Origin of the sequence: Thiobacillus denitrificans ATCC 25259, from assembly GCF_000012745.1 — a bacterium.
In the GTDB taxonomy this organism is placed as follows: Bacteria; Pseudomonadota; Gammaproteobacteria; order Burkholderiales; family Thiobacillaceae; genus Thiobacillus; species Thiobacillus denitrificans_B.
The window spans coordinates 1-17233 of sequence record NC_007404.1; the positions used below are offsets into that span (position 1 = coordinate 1).

Consider the following 17233-nt stretch of genomic DNA (forward strand, 5'->3'; position numbering starts at 1 on the left):
AACTATTGAAAAACCTCGTATTAGACTCGCGCAGCCGACGCGGTGTCAAGCTCGGCCGGGAACTGTGCGGCGCAGCGGCCGCGCCCGGGGCTGTGGATAACCCCGGCGAAGCGGAGTAAGATACGGCCCCGATACCATGCTGCGCTCCGCTCCCTGCCACCCGAATATGGATTCCTTCTGGGACCTCTGCCAAGAGCGCTTCCGCGCCAACCTGACCCAGCAGCAATTCAGCACCTGGATCAAGCCGCTCGTCTTCGATGACGGCGGCGACGAGGTGCGGATACTCGCGCCCAACCACTTCGTAATGGACTGGGTGCGCGAAAAATTCGCCGAGCACATCGACAGCTGGGCGCAGGAATTCTACGCACGGCCGGTCGCCATCAGCTACGCCCTCGGCAAGAAGCCGGCACCCGCCCGGGCAGCGCCCGCCGCACCGACGGCGAATCCGGCCGAGCCCGCTGCCCCTGCTGCGCCAGCACCGGCCCAGGTCGGCATGCGCATCAACCCGGGCTTCACCTTCGACAACTTCGTCTCCGGGCGCGCCAACCAGCTCGCGCGGGCCGCTGCGCTGCAGATCGCCGAGAACCCCGGCGTCGCCTACAACCCGCTGTTCGTGTACGGCGGGGTCGGTCTCGGCAAGACCCACCTGCTGCAGGCGATCGGCAATACGGTCCGGCAGACGAATCCGGCCGCGCGCATCAGCTATATCCACGCCAACGATTACGTCGACGACGTCGTCAAGGCCTATCTCAACAAGCAGTTCGACGATCTCAAGCGCCGCTACATGTCGCTCGACCTGTTGCTGATCGACGACATTCAGTTCCTGGCGAAGAAGGACCGCACCCAGGAGGAGTTCTTCTACGTCTTCAATTCGCTGATCGAGAACAAGAAACAGATCGTCATCACCTGCGACACCTTCCCGAAGGAGATCAGCGGGCTCGACGACCGCCTCAAGTCGCGCTTCGCCTGGGGTCTGACCGTCGCGGTCGAACCACCCGAGCTCGAAATGCGCGTCGCGATCCTGCTCGCCAAGGCGCGGGCCGAGTCGGTCACGCTCGACGAGAACGTCGCCTTCTTCATCGCCAAGCAGGTCCGCTCCAACGTGCGCGAACTCGAAGGCGCGCTCAAGCGCGTGATCGCCTTCTCGCGCTTCCACGAAAAGCCGATCACGATGGAACTTGTGAAAGAGGCCTTGCGCGACCTGATCGCGTCGACCTCGCGCATGGTGTCGATCGAGAACATCCAGAAAACGGTCGCCGACTTCTACAAGATCAAGGTCGCCGACATGTTCTCGAAGAAGCGCACCCGCAACCTGGCGCGGCCGCGCCAGATCGCGATGGCGCTCGCCAAGGAATTGACCAACCAGAGCCTGCCCGAAATCGGGGAATCCTTCGGCGGCCGCGACCATACGACCGTGATCCACGCCTGCCGCAAGGTCGCCGAACTGCGCGAGACCGAGGCCGACATCGGACGCGACTATCTCGTGTTGTTACAAACGCTGACAGGCTGAGGATGAAATGTGGATAAAGCCGGTCGATACCCCGCGAGGCAGAAACCATCCCCATCCGTCCCGCCAGACGCAGCGGTTATCCACAGCCGCCAATCTTGCTAGAAGGATGATTCGATTGCTTAAAACGGCTTACCCCCAATTTCCGACCGTCTTGATTACGAGTTCCAGGAATATATAAATGTTATTAATACAAAGCGAACGCAATGCCTTGTTGAGCGCCCTCTCGGCAGTCGTCGGGGTCGTCGAGAGAAGGCACACCCTGCCGATCCTGTCCAATCTTCTGCTCGAGAAGAAAGCCGGCACGCTGACCCTGCTCGCGACCGACCTCGAGCTCCAGGTCAGCACCCGGCTCGAGGCCCAGGGCGGTGACGACTTCGCGATCACGATCGCGGCGCGCAAGCTCTTCGACATCGTCCGCGCCCTGCCCGATTCGGCGTCGGTCAAGCTCGATACCAAGGACAGCCAGGTCGTCGTCAGCGCGGGCAAGTCGCGCTTCACGCTGCAGACGCTGCCTGCGGCCGACTTCCCGCGCGTCGAGACCGGCGCCGGGGTCGGCACGGTCGTCCGCCTCCCGCAGAAAACCCTGAAGCGCCTGCTCCAGCTCGTGCAGTTCGCGATGGCGAGCCAGGACATCCGCTACTACCTGAACGGCATGCTGCTCGTCCTCGACGGCCAGCAGCTGCGCGTCGTCGCGACCGACGGCCACCGCCTGAGCTACGCCGAGACCACGCTCGACGCGCCCACCGACGCGCAGGAAGTCATCATCCCGCGCAAGACCGTCATCGAATTGTCCAAGCTCCTGAGCGACAGCGACGAGCCGGTCGAACTGCGCATCGGCAGCAACCAGGTGACGATCATGCTGCCCGGAACCGAGCTCGTGACCAAGGTCGTCGACGGCAAATTCCCCGACTACCAGCGCGTCATCCCGGCAAATCAGCCGCGCCACCTCAAGGCCAACCGGCAGACCGTCGTGCAGGCGCTGCAGCGCGCGGCGATCCTGTCGAACGAGAAATTCCGCGGCGTGCGCCTGGTGATGAGCGACAACACGCTCGGCATCGTCTGCAACAACAACGAGCAGGAAGAAGCGGCCGACGAAATCGAGGTCAGCTACAACGGCGATCCGCTCGACGTCGGCTTCAACGTCACCTACCTGCTCGACGGCCTCGGTGCCGTCAACACCGACGAGATCACGCTGTCGCTCGGCGACGCCAACAGCAGCATGCTGCTCACGAGCGAAGGGGAGCCGGGGTTCAAATACGTCGTGATGCCGATGCGCATCTGAAGCTGCGCAGCGTTCCGCACCCCTCAGCGATAACCGACAGGACACACCCCCACCGGGGCATGACACCATGAGCAACAAGCCCGAGTACGCGATGCCCGCCGACAGCAACGGCGGTTACGACGAAGACAGCATCCAGCAGCTGGAAGGCCTGGAAGCCGTGCGCAAGCGCCCCGGCATGTACATCGGCGACACCTCCGACGGCACCGGCCTGCACCACATGGTGTTCGAGGTACTCGACAACGCGATCGACGAGGCGCTGGCCGGCTGGTGCGACGACATCAAGGTCATCATCCACCCCGACAACTCGATTTCGATTTCGGACAACGGCCGCGGCATCCCGGTCGGCGTCAAGTTCGACGACAAGCACGAACCCAAGCGCAGCGCCGCCGAAATCGTCATGACCGTGCTGCACGCCGGCGGCAAATTCAACCAGAACAGCTACAAGGTCTCGGGCGGCCTGCACGGCGTCGGCGTCTCGTGCGTCAACGGCCTGTCGAAATGGCTCAAGCTCGTCGTGCGCCGCGACGGCAAGAAATACGCGCTGACCTTCAACCAGGGCAAGGTCGTCGACCGCGCCGTGGAAATCCAGAACGGCGTCGAGGTCTCGCCGATGCCGGTCGTCGGCGATACCGAAGGCCGCGGCACCGAAGTGCACTTCCTCGCCGACGAGGAAATCTTCGGCAAGGTCGAATTCCACTTCGACATCCTCGCCAAGCGCATCCGCGAGCTGTCCTTCCTCAACAACGGCGTCAAAATCGAACTGCTCGACCACCGCGACGGCAAGAGCGAAAACTTCGCGCACTCGGGCGGTGTCAAGGGCTTCGTCGAATACATGAACCGCGTCAAGTCGGTGCTGCATCCGAAGATCTTCCATGCCGTCGGCGAGAAGGATGGCATGACCGTCGAAGTCGCGATGCAGTGGAACGACAGCTACTCCGAAACCGTGCAGTGCTTCACCAACAACATCCCGCAGCGCGACGGCGGCACCCACCTGACCGGCATGCGCATGGCGATGACGCGGGTGCTGAACAAGTACATCGAGGAAAACGAAGTCGCCAAGAAGGCCAAGGTCGAGACCACCGGCGACGACATGCGCGAAGGCCTGACCTGCGTGCTCTCGGTCAAGGTCCCCGAGCCCAAGTTCTCGAGCCAGACTAAGGACAAGCTCGTCTCGAGCGAAGTCCAGCCCGTGGTGCAGGAAGTCGTCGGCCAGAAGCTCGCCGAATTCCTGCTCGAGAACCCCAACGACGCCAAGCTCCTGTGCGCCAAGATCGTCGACGCCGCGCGGGCCCGCGAGGCCGCGCGCAAGGCGCGCGAGATCACACGCCGCAAGGGCGTGATGGACGGCCTCGGCCTGCCCGGCAAGCTCGCCGACTGCCAGGAAAAAGACCCGGCGCTTTCCGAAATCTATCTCGTCGAGGGCGATTCGGCCGGCGGCTCCGCCAAGCAGGGCCGCGACCGCAAGTTCCAGGCGATCCTGCCGCTCAAGGGCAAGATTCTCAACGTCGAGCGCGCGCGCTTCGACAAGGTTATCGGCAGCCAGGAAATCGCCACGCTGATCACCGCGCTCGGCACGAGCATCGGCAAGGACGACTACAACCCCGACAAGCTCAGATATCACCGCATCATCATCATGACCGACGCCGACGTCGACGGCGCCCACATCCGCACCCTGCTGCTGACCTTCTTCTATCGCCAGATGCCGGAGCTCGTCGAGCGCGGCCACGTCTACATCGCGCAGCCGCCGCTCTACAAGGTCAAGCACGGCCGCTCCGAGCGCTACATCAAGGACGAACACGCGCTCAAAGAGCATTTGATGGCCGAGGCGATGAAGGACGCCGAGCTGACCCCGATGGAAGGCGCGATGCCGATCGCCGGCGAAGCCCTCGAAACGCTCGCGCGCGAATACTTCCTCGCCGAGGCCGTCTGCGACCGGCTGGCCCGCCTGCTGCCCGACGACGTTCTGCAGGCGCTCATGCGCATCCCGCGGCTCTCGCTCGCCGACAGCGCCGCGGCGATGATGAGCGAAGCGAGCCTAGGCGCCGCGCTCGACGCCGACAAGTTCGAAGTCGCCGCCGAATACCTGAGCGAGACCGACAGCCACCGCCTGCGCATCACACGTCACTCGCACGGCAACGCCTACGTCAACTTCCTCGAAGCCGATCTGCTCGAATCGGGCGACTACGACCAGCTCGTCAAGGTCGGCGATATGCTGCGCGACCTCATGGGCCCCGGCGCCCGCGCCAGGCGCGGCGAGAAGGAAGCGCCCGTGCAAAGTTTCCGTGAGGCGATGGACTGGTACCTCGCCGAAGTCAAGCGCGGCATGAGCATCCAGCGCTACAAAGGCTTGGGCGAAATGAACCCCGAGCAGCTGTGGGAAACCACCATGGACCCGAAGGTGCGCCGCCTGATGAAAGTGCAGATCGAGGATGCGATCTCGTCCGACCAGATCTTCACCACACTGATGGGCGACGAGGTCGAGCCGCGGCGGAACTTTATTGAGACGAATGCGTTGGGGGTGAGGAACCTCGACGTTTAACAACTTTGGATTTCGTACAAATAAGAAAAGTAGAAAGGCCAACCACATTGGTTGGCCTTTCTTTTGTTGCTATCTGCTTTCCGCCATTGCTTCATTTGAAATCACGGTCACGAATAACTGGCGCAACTCGGCTGCGGTCATCGGCGAGCTACATTGCTGAACGACTGATTTCTTCACAGGCGCAGAAAAGCTCAGGCCAAGCCTCTATTCAGCAGTTGTTGAGTACAGTGATCACGCCGGGTGCACGTTCGTTGACTCCCGAGCCCAAGGGAAACGAAGCGGATCCCGGTGTCGTCGTCAGTCTCAACTTCGTTAGGGATAGGCTGCCTTCGAGACATTCCGTCGTCCGACTTTGGACTTCCGGTCCGGCGTAAATGTTTGCGTGGAATTCCTCTCGCTGGCTGTAAAGAAGCTTCCTCCCGAGACGGCGGGCGTGTACACAGGGATGGCGCTTGAAGCACTTCTATATGGGCGCGGCGTCCGAAGGCATGTGCTCGAAAGGGTGTTCGCATCGCGGCTGAATGTCTACGGTCGGAATGGGCGTCGTATCGCCCCGCACCTAAGGCGATTATTCGGAGGAATTCTTTCCCGACACCATCTGCGGCGTTAAGTTTGGTCGCAAACTCCTGTTACAAGGCGAGGTCGTAATGCGTCAATCGTTCAACCGATGGTGGGATGGGCCATACTCAAGACAATAAGCAAGACAATAAGGGACAGACCACGATTTCCTATTCCCCAACGAAAGTCAGCTCAGTCGACCTCGAGACGTTCGAATTAGCCCGCCGGAAAACAGGTGCGGTTGTGCGCCTTCGCATCCCTTGACGCTACCACTCCTAGCACATGACAAGATCCGCGTGCGTAAACCCCTTCGTATAGTCGAGTACGGAGATCACCACCGGCGTCACGCGGAAGATGGCAACCTCCTCCGGCGCGGGCTTGGGAAACGGCAAGGGCTCCTGAGGCTCAGGGTATTTCTGCATCAGCAGGCCCAAGGCCTTCTCCGCTTCGGCCCGGTCGTCGATGCGTTGCGCATGCGCCGCCATCGATAGCCCCGTGATCTCCATCACGTTCGGCGTGTCGTGATCGATCGTCAGCGAAACGCGATCGTCGCGGGCCAGGTTCGCCGCCTTCTGGCTCTCAAGGCCGCAGAGGAAATAGAGCGTGAGCCCGTCGTTGCCATAGCCCACGGTCGTCGCCTGCGGCCAGCCGTCGGGCCTTAGCGTGGCGAGGGTCAGGATCCGGTGCTCGTCCAGGAGCGCGAGGATTTTCTGCTTGATTGCGTCGTCCATGCCCGCCTCCGTCGGTCGTCGTGTTCTTGACGATAGTCGACGTACTGTCTGGTGTCTCGTTTCCAGACGGCGATCGGCAGCTCGAGCCGGATGGGATGAGAAAGCAGCTGATCGATGAACACCCGTTTTCCCAAGAAAACCGGGAACCCGGGCCGCTGCGACGCCGTAGCATGCGGAAAAAGACGAGGGCCTCTTTCGAGGCCCTCGGTCTTTGTCTGGGCGATGCCCGGCGCGGTACGAAGAATTACTTCTTCTTGGCCGCCTTCTTGCCGGCAACCGCGGCCTTGAAGCCGGCGCCTGCGGTGAAGCGCGGCACGGTCGTCGCGGCGATCTTGATCTCATTGCCGGTCTGGGGGTTGCGACCGGTGCGCGCTGCGCGCTTGGAGGATTTGAAGGTACCGAAGCCGACCAGGGTCACCGAGTCGCCCTTGGCAACGGCTTTCGTCACGGCGGCCAGGATGGCGTCGAGCGCGCGACCCGCGGCGGCCTTGCTAATGTCAGCCTCGGCGGCAGCGAAGTCGATCAATTCAGATTTGTTCATGAGTATCCCTATGGTTGATTGAGAAAAACGAGAAGCCTGGGACGGTCCAGCGTCCATCACTACCCTTGTTTAGGTCGCGCCCCGCTGTACCGCCTTATGGGTTAACGACCTTCCCGCGCCAATCTTGATCGAACTGGCGCACCAAAACAAGGGCCTGTTTGTGTCCCGTGTGGTTTTTATAGTTCATCGCGGACGCTTATTCCTTGCGGGCGATCACGGGCATGCCGGCTTCCTTCCATTCCGGGAAGCCGCCGCGGAACCAGTAGACGTTCTTCCAGCCGGCCTGGATCGCCATCACCGCAGATTTATAGCTCTTCCAGCAGATCGTGCCGTCGCAATACATGATGAAGGGCGCGTTCTTGTCCTTGGGCAGCTTGTTGAGCGCGAACTGGTCGTCCGCCGCGTCGAAGCCGACTTCCTTGGCGCTGCCTTCCTTGTAGGGCACCGAGATGGCCCCAGGGACGTGCGCCACGGCGTATTCCTCGCCGACCCGCACGTCGTAGACCGGGACGCCCTGCGCCATCAGCTCGCGCGTCTGGGCGGCGCCGATGACCTTGGCGCCGGGCAGGACCGTCGGCGTGGTGTTGAGCATCGACGCGACGCTCTTGAAGTCGGCCTTGCTCGCGCCGGCGAGCGCAAGCTGAAGGCTGTTGTTTTTCGTCAACCCGGCCGCGAGCTTCTGTCGCATTCCGGCGTCCACCCGCTCGGGCTGGACCGAAAGCGCGCGCAGCGGCACGGCCGCGGTCGTGAAGACGATGCGGCCGCCATTGCTTGCCGTCCACGCTTTCGCCTCCTCGGCCGACGCGACCGCGAGGTCGTAGCGGCCGAGCTTCAAGCCGTACAGCGGCGCTTCCGCCATGCGATGGAACTTGATCTCCGAAAAATCGCGCTTGCTGAGGCCGCGGCTGTTGATTTCGCTGCGCGCCATGCCGCCCATCAGCGACTCGTAGTCGGGAACGCCGAGACGTGCCCCCGAGCGCGCGGCGAGCTGACCCTTGTATGCGGGACCGGCGACGAAGGCCGCCGCGGCCGTTTCGCCCGACTTGAGGATCGGCTCGAACTTGAACTTGCCGATGTTGGCGATCACCTGGGCCGGGCCGAAAACCATGTCGAGCGTGCCGTCCTTGGCATGCTTGATCGCCGAGAATCCGCGTGTGTAGTACTGCATGCGGACCGGCTGGCCGACCGCGCGCTCGACGTCGCGGACGAAGGCGCGATAGCGTTGATTGGTCTGCGTGTCGCTGATCGATTCGTTCTGATCGAGCACGACGCCGAGGGTCAGCGGCTCGGCCTGCGCGAGCGCGGAAACCAGCACGAGCGGCAAAAGGGTGAAGCGCATGATCGTCTCCGTTCTTATTGGCGTGCGGAATTAACGGCCTGCGGCCGAACAAAGTTTAGTTTTCGTTCAATCCGCGGCGGTCGTCTCGTGCAGCCATTGCTGCAGGATCGTGCGCAATTCGTCCTCGCCCACCGGCAGCGCGAGCGCCGCGTCGATGCGCATGCGAGCCGCGACCTTGTCGAGCGCTGCACGGTGTGCGGACTCGTAAAAGACCAGGATGCGGGTGCCGGGCGCGCCTTGTGCCGCGGCGAGCACCGACTCGAGATTGGACAGGCGGTCGCGGAAATCGGCCTGATGGTAGAAATCGGCGACGATGACCGCGGGCGGCGCCTTGCGGATGAGGCTGATCGCCTTGCGTTCCGACCATTCGGTCGTGACCGAGAAACCGAGTTCCTGATAGAGCTTCTTGTAGCCGGCCGTGCCGATGAAGGCGTTGACCATGAGCAGGCTGGACGGCACGGCTAGGCGGCTTTTTTGCTGGCGGGCTTTTTCGTCGCTGCGGGCTTGGCGGGCGCTTTCTTCGTCGCCGCCTTTTTAGTCGCTGCGGGCTTGGTCGCGGTGTCGGCGGCCTTAGTCTTCGTCGCGCTCGCCTTGGTCGGCGCCTTGCGCGGCGGCTTCTTCGCCGGCCCCTTGGCGACGCGCGCGGCGATCAGGCCGATCGCCTCGTCGAGCGTGACCGCTTCGGGCGTGATGTCCTTCGGCAGCGTCGCGTTGGTGCTGCCGTGCTTGACGTAGGGCCCGTAGCGGCCCGAGCGCACCGTGATGTCCTTGCCGTCTTCCGGGTGCGGGCCGAGATTCTTCAGCACCGACGCGGCCGAGTCGGCGCCGCGCGGCGCGCGCTCCATCGCCAGCACCTCGAGCGCGCGCGGCAGGTCGATCTCGTAGACGCTGTCGGTCTTCGGGATCGACTTGAACTTGCCGTCATGCAGCAGATACGGGCCGAAGCGGCCGTTGTTGGCGACGATCGGCAGGCCGGTGGTCGGGTGATGCCCGACCTCGCGCGGCAGCGAGAGGAATTTGAGCGCGAGGTCGAGCGTCGCGTTTTCGAGCGGAATGTCCTTGGGCCACGACGCGCGCCGCGGCTTCGGCGCCTTCTTGTCCTCGGGCATATCGCCGATCTGCACGTAAGGGCCGAAGCGGCCGGAGAGCAGCTTGACGTCGAGCCCGCTCGCCGGGTCCTTGCCGAGGATGTTGTCGCCTTCGGCGGTGGCGGGGTGCAGCGGCCGCGTGTAGTCGCATTCGGGATAGCCCGAGCAGCCGATGAAGAGCCCGCGCTTGCTCGCTTGCATGAAGAGCGGCTTGGCGCACTTGGGGCAGGCTTCGAGGATCGGGCAGCCGCGCTCGACGTCCTGCTTGGCCTTGAGGTCGCCTTCGAAGCCGCTCCAGAATTCGCCCAGCAGACGCGACCACACGCGCTTGCCGTTGGAGACGTCGTCGAGCTTGTCCTCGAGCTTGGCGGTGAAGTCGTAGTCGACGTAGTGGCTGAAATGCCGGGTCAGGAAGCAGTTGACCAGTCGGCCGACGTCGGTCGGCTGGAAGCGCTTCTTTTCGAGCACGACGTATTCGCGGTCCTGCAGCGTCGAGATGATGCTGGCGTAGGTCGACGGCCGGCCGATGCCGTATTCCTCGAGCGCCTTGACCAGGGACGCTTCCGTATAGCGCGGCGGCGGCTGGGTGAAGTGCTGTTCGCCGTAGAGCCGGTCGACGGGCAGGGTTTCCCCCTCGACGAGCGCGGGCAGCTTCGACTCGCCTTCGTCGTCCTCGTCGTCCTGGTAGACCGCGAGAAAGCCGGCGAACGCGAGTGTCTGCCCTGTCGCGCGGAAGGTGCCCTCGCCGACCGTGATGTCGGCAGCGACCGTGTCGAACTGCGCGGCCGTCATCTGGCAGGCGACCGTGCGCTTCCAGACGAGTTCGTAAAGCCGGGCCTGGTCCTGGGTCAGGAATTGCCTGACCGCGTCGGGCGTGCGCAACACCGAGGTCGGGCGCACGGCCTCGTGCGCTTCCTGCGCGTTCTTGGTCTTGGCCTTGTACTGGACCGCGTGCGGCGGCAGGTAATCCTTGTCGAAGTTGGCGCCCACATACTTGCGGATGTCGGTGATCGCTTCCTGCGCGAGGTTGACCGAGTCGGTCCGCATGTAGGTGATGAGGCCGACCGGGCCTTCGCCGAGGTCGATGCCCTCGTAGAGTTGCTGCGCGGTGCGCATCACGCGGTCGGTCGTCATACCGAGCTGACGCACGCCGGCCTGCTGCAGCGTCGAGGTCGTGAACGGCGCGGCGGGGTTGCGGGCGCGGCGCTTCTTCTCGATGCGCATCACGCGCGCATCCTTGGATTCAAGCGTGGCGAGCCATTCCTTGCTGCGCGCCTCGTGCTCGACCGCGAACTGGTCGAGCTTCTCGCCCTTGAAGTGCGTGAGCTTGGCCGTGAACGCTTGACTGCCTTTATGTGAGTCGAGGTGCAGCGTCCAGTATTCGCGCGCGACGAAGGCCTCGATCTCCTCCTCGCGCTCGACGATCATGCGGAGCGCGGGCGACTGCACGCGGCCGGCCGACAGCCCGGGGCTGATCTTTTTCCACAAGAGCGGCGAGAGGTTGAAGCCGACCAGGTAATCGAGTGCGCGCCGCGCCTGCTGGGCGTCGACGAGATCGGACGCGATCTCGCGCGGATTGCGCACCGCGTCCTGGATCGCCGATTCGGTGATCTCGTAGAAGGCGACGCGCTTCATCGGCGTCTTGACCTTCTTCTCCTTGAGGATTTCGCTGATGTGCCAGGAAATCGCCTCGCCTTCGCGGTCCGGGTCGGTCGCGAGCAGGACTTCGTCGGCTTTCTTCGCGGCCTTGACGATGGCGTCGACGTGCTTGGCGTTGCGCTCGATGATCTGGTACTTCATCGAGAAGTTTTCCGTGTCGACCGCGCCGGTCCTCGGCTCGAGGTCGCGCACGTGGCCGTAGCTGGCGAGGATGTCGTAGTCCGCGCCGAGGTATTTCTTCAGCGACTTGGACTTCGACGGCGATTCGACGATGACGAGCTTGGACATGTCGGCTTAGTGCAGGCGTCCCGGCTCATGGTTCAGCAGCATCTCTTCGAGGTGGGTGAAATGTTCGATCAGCCCGCGGCTCCACAGCACGATCAGCGTCATCCAGCGCACGTGATCGGGCTCGATGTCCTCGCCAGCCAGCGCCATCAGCCCCGAAATCACCCACTCGCGCGACTCGGGGTCGAGAATCTCGGCGCCGACCAGATAGCTGATTTCCTCGCGGCAGGCGTCGTTGAGGCTTTCGAGCTCCTCGGGCGCGTAGTGCCGATACTGGGCGTAGGCCAGCCGGTCGTGCGCCGCGCTGCTCGTGAGGTTGGCGAACCAGTCGAGCGTGGCGTTGATGTGCGCCTCCTCGAACCCCGCGGCGAACAGGCGCTTTTCGAGAGCGTCGCGGTCGGGCGCGAGCTCCGCCATGCGGAAGCTTTCGTAGAGGTAGACGAGGATGTCGAGCATGATGTCAGTGAATTTTCTGGTAACGCCCGCCGGGCAGGGCCGCGATGCGACCGTCCAGTTCGAGCGCCAACAGCTTGGCGGAAAGCGCATCTAGCGTCAACCCGGTCTTTTGCGCTAGCGAATCGAGCGTCGTCGGCGCGCCGTCGAGGGCGTCGAGGACCGGATCGGGCTCGCTTTCCGGCAGCACCGGCGGTGAGAGTCGCTGCTGCCACGCGAGTTCGTCGAGCACGTCGGCGGCCGATTCGACGAGCTTGGCGCCCTGCTTGATCAGCGCATGGCAGCCGCGCGCGAGCGGCGAGTGGATCGATCCGGGGATCGCGAACACCTCGCGCCCCTGCTCGGCCGCGACGCGCGCGGTGATCAGCGAGCCGCTGTCGGGCGCGGCCTCGACCACGAGCACGCCGCGGCTCAGGCCGCTGATCAGGCGGTTGCGGCGGGGGAAGTGGCCGGGCAGCGGCGGCGTGCCGAGTGCGAACTCGGAGACGACCAGGCCGTTCGCGGCGAGTTCGTGGGCGAGCGCCTTGTTGCGCGCCGGGTAGATGCGGTCGAGGCCGGTGCCGATGACGGCGACGCTCGACGCGGCGCCGGCCAGGCCACCGCGGTGCGCCGCGGCGTCGATCCCGAGCGCGAGGCCGCTGATCACCGTGAGTCCTGCGTTCGAGAGCGCGAGCGCGAAGGCCTCGGCGTCACGCAGCCCCTGCGGCGTGGCGTTGCGGCTGCCGACGATGCCGAGCGCGGGCCGGCCCAGGAGTTCGCGGCGGCCCTTGCAGTAGAGGACGGCCGGCGGATCGGCGATCTCGAGCAGCGCGGCGGGATAGTCCGCGTCGCCGAGCGTCATGAGCGAGTTGCCCGGCTGCTCGAGCCAGGCGAGCGCGGCGTCGAGCTGCGCGGGATCGGGCGCGCCGAGCACCGCGTCGCACTGCGCGGAGGAAAGATGGGCGGCGAGCGCGCTGCGGCCCGACGTCAAAACGGCCTCCGGTGAACCGAAGGCCGTCAGCAGGCGAAGCAGCGCCGCGTTGCCGACCCCCGGGGCGAGGGCCAGACGCAGCCAGACCTCGGTCGCGCTCAGGGGGTCTTCACCGTGTCGAGCAGGTAGACCGGGCCTTCCGACTGCAGGATCAGCGCGTAGGCGACGCGATCGTAGACGCGGTAGACCATCAGCAGCCCGCTGCGCGCGTCCGGCAGCTTGACCGTGCGATCGCCGGTGCTGCCGAGGCAGGTGCTGCGGAAGGTGTTGCGCGCGTCGGCGACCTGATCGTAGGTGACCTTGCTGTTTTCCTTCAGGCAGCGCACGTCGTTGTAGAGCCAGGCGCCGCCGTCGGGGACGCCCCCGGCCTTTTCGTTGACCCAGGTCATGCGGTCCTTCTCGTCGCGGGTCAGCGTGACCGCCTGGCCTTCGCGGTAGACCGCGAGCACGTGGCCGGGCTCGAGGCCGTCGCGCGTGCCGCGGTTGATGACCACGGTCTGGTAGCGGCCGCTGTCCGAGAGGCCGCCGTAGGCCGAGATGATGCGGCCGCTGATCGCCGTTTCCGGCGCGCGCGGAACGTATTCGAAGGTCGTGCTGTTGTCGGCCTCGACGAGTTTGTCGCGCGGCAGGATCTCCTGCGCCGAGCGAGTGATGTGGATCTTCTGCGGCGCGCCCGGGACGACGGTGCGCGCGTCGCCGAGATACTCGACTTCGTGGCCGAGGATTTCGCCGGTCTCCGGGTCCTTGAGCGCCTTGCCGGGACGCAGCACGTTCCATTGCGTCACCCCGGTCTTGCCGCCCGTCGCGAAGGCCTCGTCCCCGCTCGCGAGCACGACGCGCTCGGCGTTGCTGCCGAGGATGAACGGCGCGCCGTCGAACGCGCCCTCGGGCACGACGCGCGGCTGCGACAGGAAGGGGTGGATGACGCGGATCGGAATCGCCGGGATCGCGGCATCGTCGATTTCGCTTGCGCGCGCGACCGGCGAGAGCTTGACCGTCGGCATCCCGCCTTGCCCGCCCTTGACCAGGGCGAGGCGCGGCGACTTGCCGCTGCGGTCGAGCACGATCAGGTCGCCGGGGTAGATGCGGTGCGGATTCTTGATGTCGGCGCGATTCATGTTCCAGATCTGCGGCCAGCGCCACGGATCCTTCAGGAACTTCGCGGAGATGTCCCACAGGGTGTCGCCTTTGACGACGACGTATCGGTCGGGAGCGTTGTCCTGCAGCTTGAGGGTGTCGGCCAGCACGGGCGTCGCGGCAAACAGCAGGGCAAGGGAAACAACGAGTCGGCGCACTGGGGAACCCTCCATTTAGACCTTGTCTAATTCCGTGTTGAAATATACTGTGCGCTTAGCTTACGGCTATCCGCTGCCTTATATTTAGGGCTGTTCGCGGATTCCCGTCGGAAGCAGGCGAGCCGCCTTATCCAATTCGCTCGATTTTCATGGCCAGACTCGACATCCTCCACTACCCCGATTCACGCCTGCACACGGTCGCCAAGCCCGTGGAGGCGGTCGACGCGCGTATCCGCAAGCTGGTCGACGACATGGCCGAGACGATGTATGCGGCCCCCGGCATCGGTCTTGCCGCGACGCAGGTCAACGTCCACGAACGCGTGGTCGTGATCGACACCTCGGAAACCCGCGATGCGCTCCGCGTCTTCATCAATCCCGAAATCGTCGCGCAGTCGGGGCGCGAGGAAAGCGAGGAAGGCTGCCTCTCCGTGCCCGGCGTTTTCGACCGCGTCACGCGGGCCGAGCGCGTGACCGTGCGCGCGCTCGACCGCGACGGCAAGCCCTTCGAACTCGAGGCCGACGGTCTGCTCGCGGTCTGCATCCAGCACGAACTGGATCATCTGGCCGGCAAGGTCTTCGTCGATTACCTCTCGCCGCTCAAGCGCAACCGCATCAAGACCAAGCTGCTCAAGCAGGCGCGCGAGCACCGGCCCGAGCCGGCGCCGGCGCGCGCTTCCCTTTAAGCCAACCCGATGCGCGTGATATTCGCCGGCACGCCGCCGTTCGCGGCGGCCGCCCTCGAGGCGCTCGTCGCCGCCGGGCACGAGATCGTCCTCGTCCTCACCCAACCCGACCGGCCTGCCGGCCGCGGCATGAAGCTCGCCGCGAGTGCCGTCAAGCAGGCCGCGCTCGCGCACGGGCTGCCGGTGTACCAGCCGACGACGCTGAAAACCCCCGAGGCGCAGGCGCGGCTCGCGGACTGCGCGGCCGACGTCATGGTCGTCGCCGCCTACGGGCTGATCCTGCCGCAGGCCGTGCTCGACCTGCCACGCCTCGGCTGCCTCAACATCCACGCCTCGCTGCTGCCGCGCTGGCGCGGCGCGGCGCCGATCCAGCGCGCGATTCTCGCCGGCGACTGCGAGACCGGGATCACGATCATGCAGATGGCCGCCGGCCTCGACACCGGCGCGATGCTTGCCAAAACGGTCGTGCCGATCGCGGACGCCGACACCGCGGCGACGCTCCACGACGCGCTCGCGGTCGCCGGCGCCGCGGCGATCGTTTCCGCGCTGAGTGCGTACGACACGCTCGTGCCGCAGACGCAGGACGAACGTGAAGCGAGCTACGCCGCCAAGCTCAGCAAGGAAGAAGCCCGCCTCGACTGGCAGCAGCCGGCCGAGGCGCTCGCGCGCGCGGTGCGTGCGTTCAACCCGGTCCCGGGCGCGTGGACGCTGCTCGCCGGCGCGCCCTTCAAGATCCTGCGCGCGGAGGCCGCGCCGCAGGGCGAGGCGGATGCGCCGCCGGGAACGGTGCTGCGGGCCGACCCTGCCGGGATCGTCGTCGCCTGTGGTGGCGGCGCGCTCGTCCTGCACGAAATCCAGGCCGCAGGGAGCAAGCGCATGACGGCGGCCGCCTTCCTCGCCGGCCGCGCGCTCTCGGCGGGGACACGGCTCGGCGCCTGAACCGCGCGGCCGGGTTCGGTCGCCGCGCCTGCTATCATCCGGCGCTCACGCCAGCGCCTCCAAGCCGATGAATCGAACCCGCACGCGGCCCCTGCCCCGCCATGCGTAAGCTGCAAAAGATCGCCGCCGACGCGCTCGAGGATGTCCTCGCGGGCGCAGCCTTGCACCAGGTGTTGCCCGCCGGGCAGCGTCTGCTCACGACGCCCGGCGAGCGCGGCGCGCTGCAGGACCTCGTCTACGGCAGCCTGCGCCAGCTGGGCCGCATCGACGCCTGGCTCGACGCGCTGCTCGAGCGCCCGCTGACCGATCCGCACCTCGAGTCGCTGTTGCGGATCGCGCTCTACCAGATGGCCTACACCCGGGCCCCCGCGCACGCGATCGTGCACAACGCCGTCAGCGCGGCCGGCGGCGGCTGGCGGCGCGGTCTCGCCAACGCGGTGCTGCGCAATTTCCAGCGCCGCCGCGCCGAACTCGACGCCCTTGCCGAGGCGAAACCGGGCGCGCGCTGGTCACATCCCGAGTGGTGGATCGAGAAGCTGCGCGCCGCGTATCCCGAGCGCTGGCAGGCGATTCTCGCCGCGAGCCTGCTGCATCCGCCGTTTACCCTCAGGGTCAGCAGCCGGCACGGCGACGTCGCGAGCTATCTCGCCGAGCTCAATGAGGCCGGCCTGCCCGCGCACCGGAGCGGCCAACAGGCGGTCACGCTCGAGAAGGCCGTCCCGGTCCAGCTGCTGCCGGGATTTGCCGAAGGCCGGGTATCGGTTCAGGACGCAGGCGCGCAGCACGCCGCGCGCCTGCTCGGCGCCAAGCCGGGCGAACGCGTGCTCGACGCCTGCGCCGCGCCGGGAGGCAAGACTGGCCACATTCTCGAGCTGGCCGACGTCGACCTCGTCGCACTCGACGTCGACGCGGCCCGGCTCGCGCGCGTGCAGGAGAACCTCGACCGCCTGCGTCTGCACGCGACCCTGGTCGAGGGCGATGCCGCGCGGCCCGAGGCATGGTGGGACGGCCGCCCGTTCGACCGCATCCTGGCCGACGTGCCGTGCAGCGCCTCGGGCGTCGTGCGCCGCAACCCCGACATCAAGTGGCTGCGCCGACCGGGCGACATCGCTCAATTTGCCGCGCAGCAGGCCGTAATAGTGGAGGCGCTTTGGCGCCTGCTGCGCCCGGGTGGTACATTGCTTTACGCCACCTGCTCGATATTTCACGAAGAAAACGAGGGCCAGGTGCAGGCCTTCCTGGCGCGCCACGTCCAGGATGCCGAACGCTGTTCGCTCCCTGAACCTTTGTCCGACGGGTCGCTACTGCCTGATGCCGAGCATGATGGTTTCTTCTACGCCCTGCTGCGCAAGATTTGAGCA

14 protein-coding genes are annotated in these 17233 nt (G+C 65.5%); 6 read left to right on the forward strand and 8 right to left on the reverse strand.

Annotation, left to right across the window (positions count from 1 at the left end):
* Window positions 1–166: 166 nt before the first annotated feature.
* The 3 genes from dnaA (at window position 167) to gyrB (ending at window position 5331) form a co-directional block, all read left to right on the forward strand.
* Window positions 167–1510, forward strand: a complete 1344-nt coding sequence (gene dnaA / locus TBD_RS00005; protein ID WP_041432099.1) for a chromosomal replication initiator protein DnaA — start codon at window positions 167–169, stop codon at window positions 1508–1510.
* Between the two features lie 178 nt (window positions 1511–1688).
* The gene (gene dnaN / locus TBD_RS00010) at window positions 1689–2792 is read left to right on the forward strand and encodes a DNA polymerase III subunit beta (protein WP_011310515.1); all 1104 of its coding nucleotides are present in this window, start codon (window positions 1689–1691) and stop codon (window positions 2790–2792) included.
* Window positions 2793–2859: 67 nt separating this feature from the next.
* Window positions 2860–5331, forward strand: a complete 2472-nt coding sequence (gyrB, locus tag TBD_RS00015) for a DNA topoisomerase (ATP-hydrolyzing) subunit B (protein ID WP_011310516.1) — start codon at window positions 2860–2862, stop codon at window positions 5329–5331.
* Window positions 5332–6164: 833 nt separating this feature from the next.
* On the opposite strand, the gene TBD_RS00020 is transcribed toward gyrB, so the two are convergent.
* From TBD_RS00020 to TBD_RS00055, 8 genes are all read right to left on the reverse strand, one after another.
* The gene (locus TBD_RS00020) at window positions 6165–6620 is read right to left on the reverse strand and encodes a pyridoxamine 5'-phosphate oxidase family protein (RefSeq protein WP_011310519.1); all 456 of its coding nucleotides are present in this window, start codon (window positions 6618–6620) and stop codon (window positions 6165–6167) included.
* 244 nt (window positions 6621–6864) lie between these two features.
* The gene (locus tag TBD_RS00025) at window positions 6865–7161 is read right to left on the reverse strand and encodes an HU family DNA-binding protein (RefSeq protein WP_011310520.1); all 297 of its coding nucleotides are present in this window, start codon (window positions 7159–7161) and stop codon (window positions 6865–6867) included.
* A gap of 196 nt (window positions 7162–7357) precedes the next feature.
* Window positions 7358–8500, reverse strand: coding sequence for a rhodanese-like domain-containing protein (locus tag TBD_RS00030; RefSeq protein ID WP_011310521.1), 1143 nt, complete (start codon window positions 8498–8500; stop codon window positions 7358–7360).
* Between the two features lie 66 nt (window positions 8501–8566).
* Window positions 8567–8959 (reverse strand): hypothetical protein, encoded by a 393-nt coding sequence (locus tag TBD_RS00035; RefSeq protein WP_011310522.1) that lies wholly within the window; start codon window positions 8957–8959, stop codon window positions 8567–8569.
* Between the two features lie 2 nt (window positions 8960–8961).
* Window positions 8962–11535: a type I DNA topoisomerase gene (topA, locus tag TBD_RS00040; protein ID WP_011310523.1), complete on the reverse strand. Its 2574-nt coding sequence runs from the start codon at window positions 11533–11535 to the stop codon at window positions 8962–8964.
* 6 nt (window positions 11536–11541) lie between these two features.
* A complete protein-coding gene (locus TBD_RS00045; RefSeq protein ID WP_011310524.1) occupies window positions 11542–11988 on the reverse strand; it encodes a DUF494 domain-containing protein in 447 nt (148 codons plus the stop codon).
* Between the two features lie 4 nt (window positions 11989–11992).
* On the reverse strand, window positions 11993–13057 hold the full coding sequence (gene dprA / locus TBD_RS00050) for a DNA-processing protein DprA (protein ID WP_041432812.1): 1065 nt from the start codon (window positions 13055–13057) through the stop codon (window positions 11993–11995).
* Window positions 13054–14250 (reverse strand): LysM peptidoglycan-binding domain-containing protein, encoded by a 1197-nt coding sequence (locus TBD_RS00055; protein ID WP_041432128.1) that lies wholly within the window; start codon window positions 14248–14250, stop codon window positions 13054–13056. Before TBD_RS00055 ends, dprA begins: the two co-directional genes overlap by 4 nt.
* A 149-nt stretch (window positions 14251–14399) precedes the next feature.
* Between TBD_RS00055 and def the strand changes: the two genes are divergently transcribed.
* From def to rsmB, 3 genes are all read left to right on the forward strand, one after another.
* Entirely contained in the window at window positions 14400–14933 is a 534-nt protein-coding gene (def, locus tag TBD_RS00060) for a peptide deformylase (RefSeq protein ID WP_011310527.1), read from the forward strand.
* A gap of 9 nt (window positions 14934–14942) precedes the next feature.
* Window positions 14943–15872 carry a methionyl-tRNA formyltransferase gene (fmt, locus tag TBD_RS00065; RefSeq protein ID WP_011310528.1) on the forward strand — a complete coding sequence of 310 codons (930 nt, stop codon included), beginning with the start codon at window positions 14943–14945 and terminating at the stop codon, window positions 15870–15872.
* Window positions 15873–15973: 101 nt separating this feature from the next.
* The gene (rsmB, locus tag TBD_RS00070; protein WP_011310529.1) at window positions 15974–17230 is read left to right on the forward strand and encodes a 16S rRNA (cytosine(967)-C(5))-methyltransferase RsmB; all 1257 of its coding nucleotides are present in this window, start codon (window positions 15974–15976) and stop codon (window positions 17228–17230) included.
* Window positions 17231–17233 lie beyond the last annotated feature (3 nt).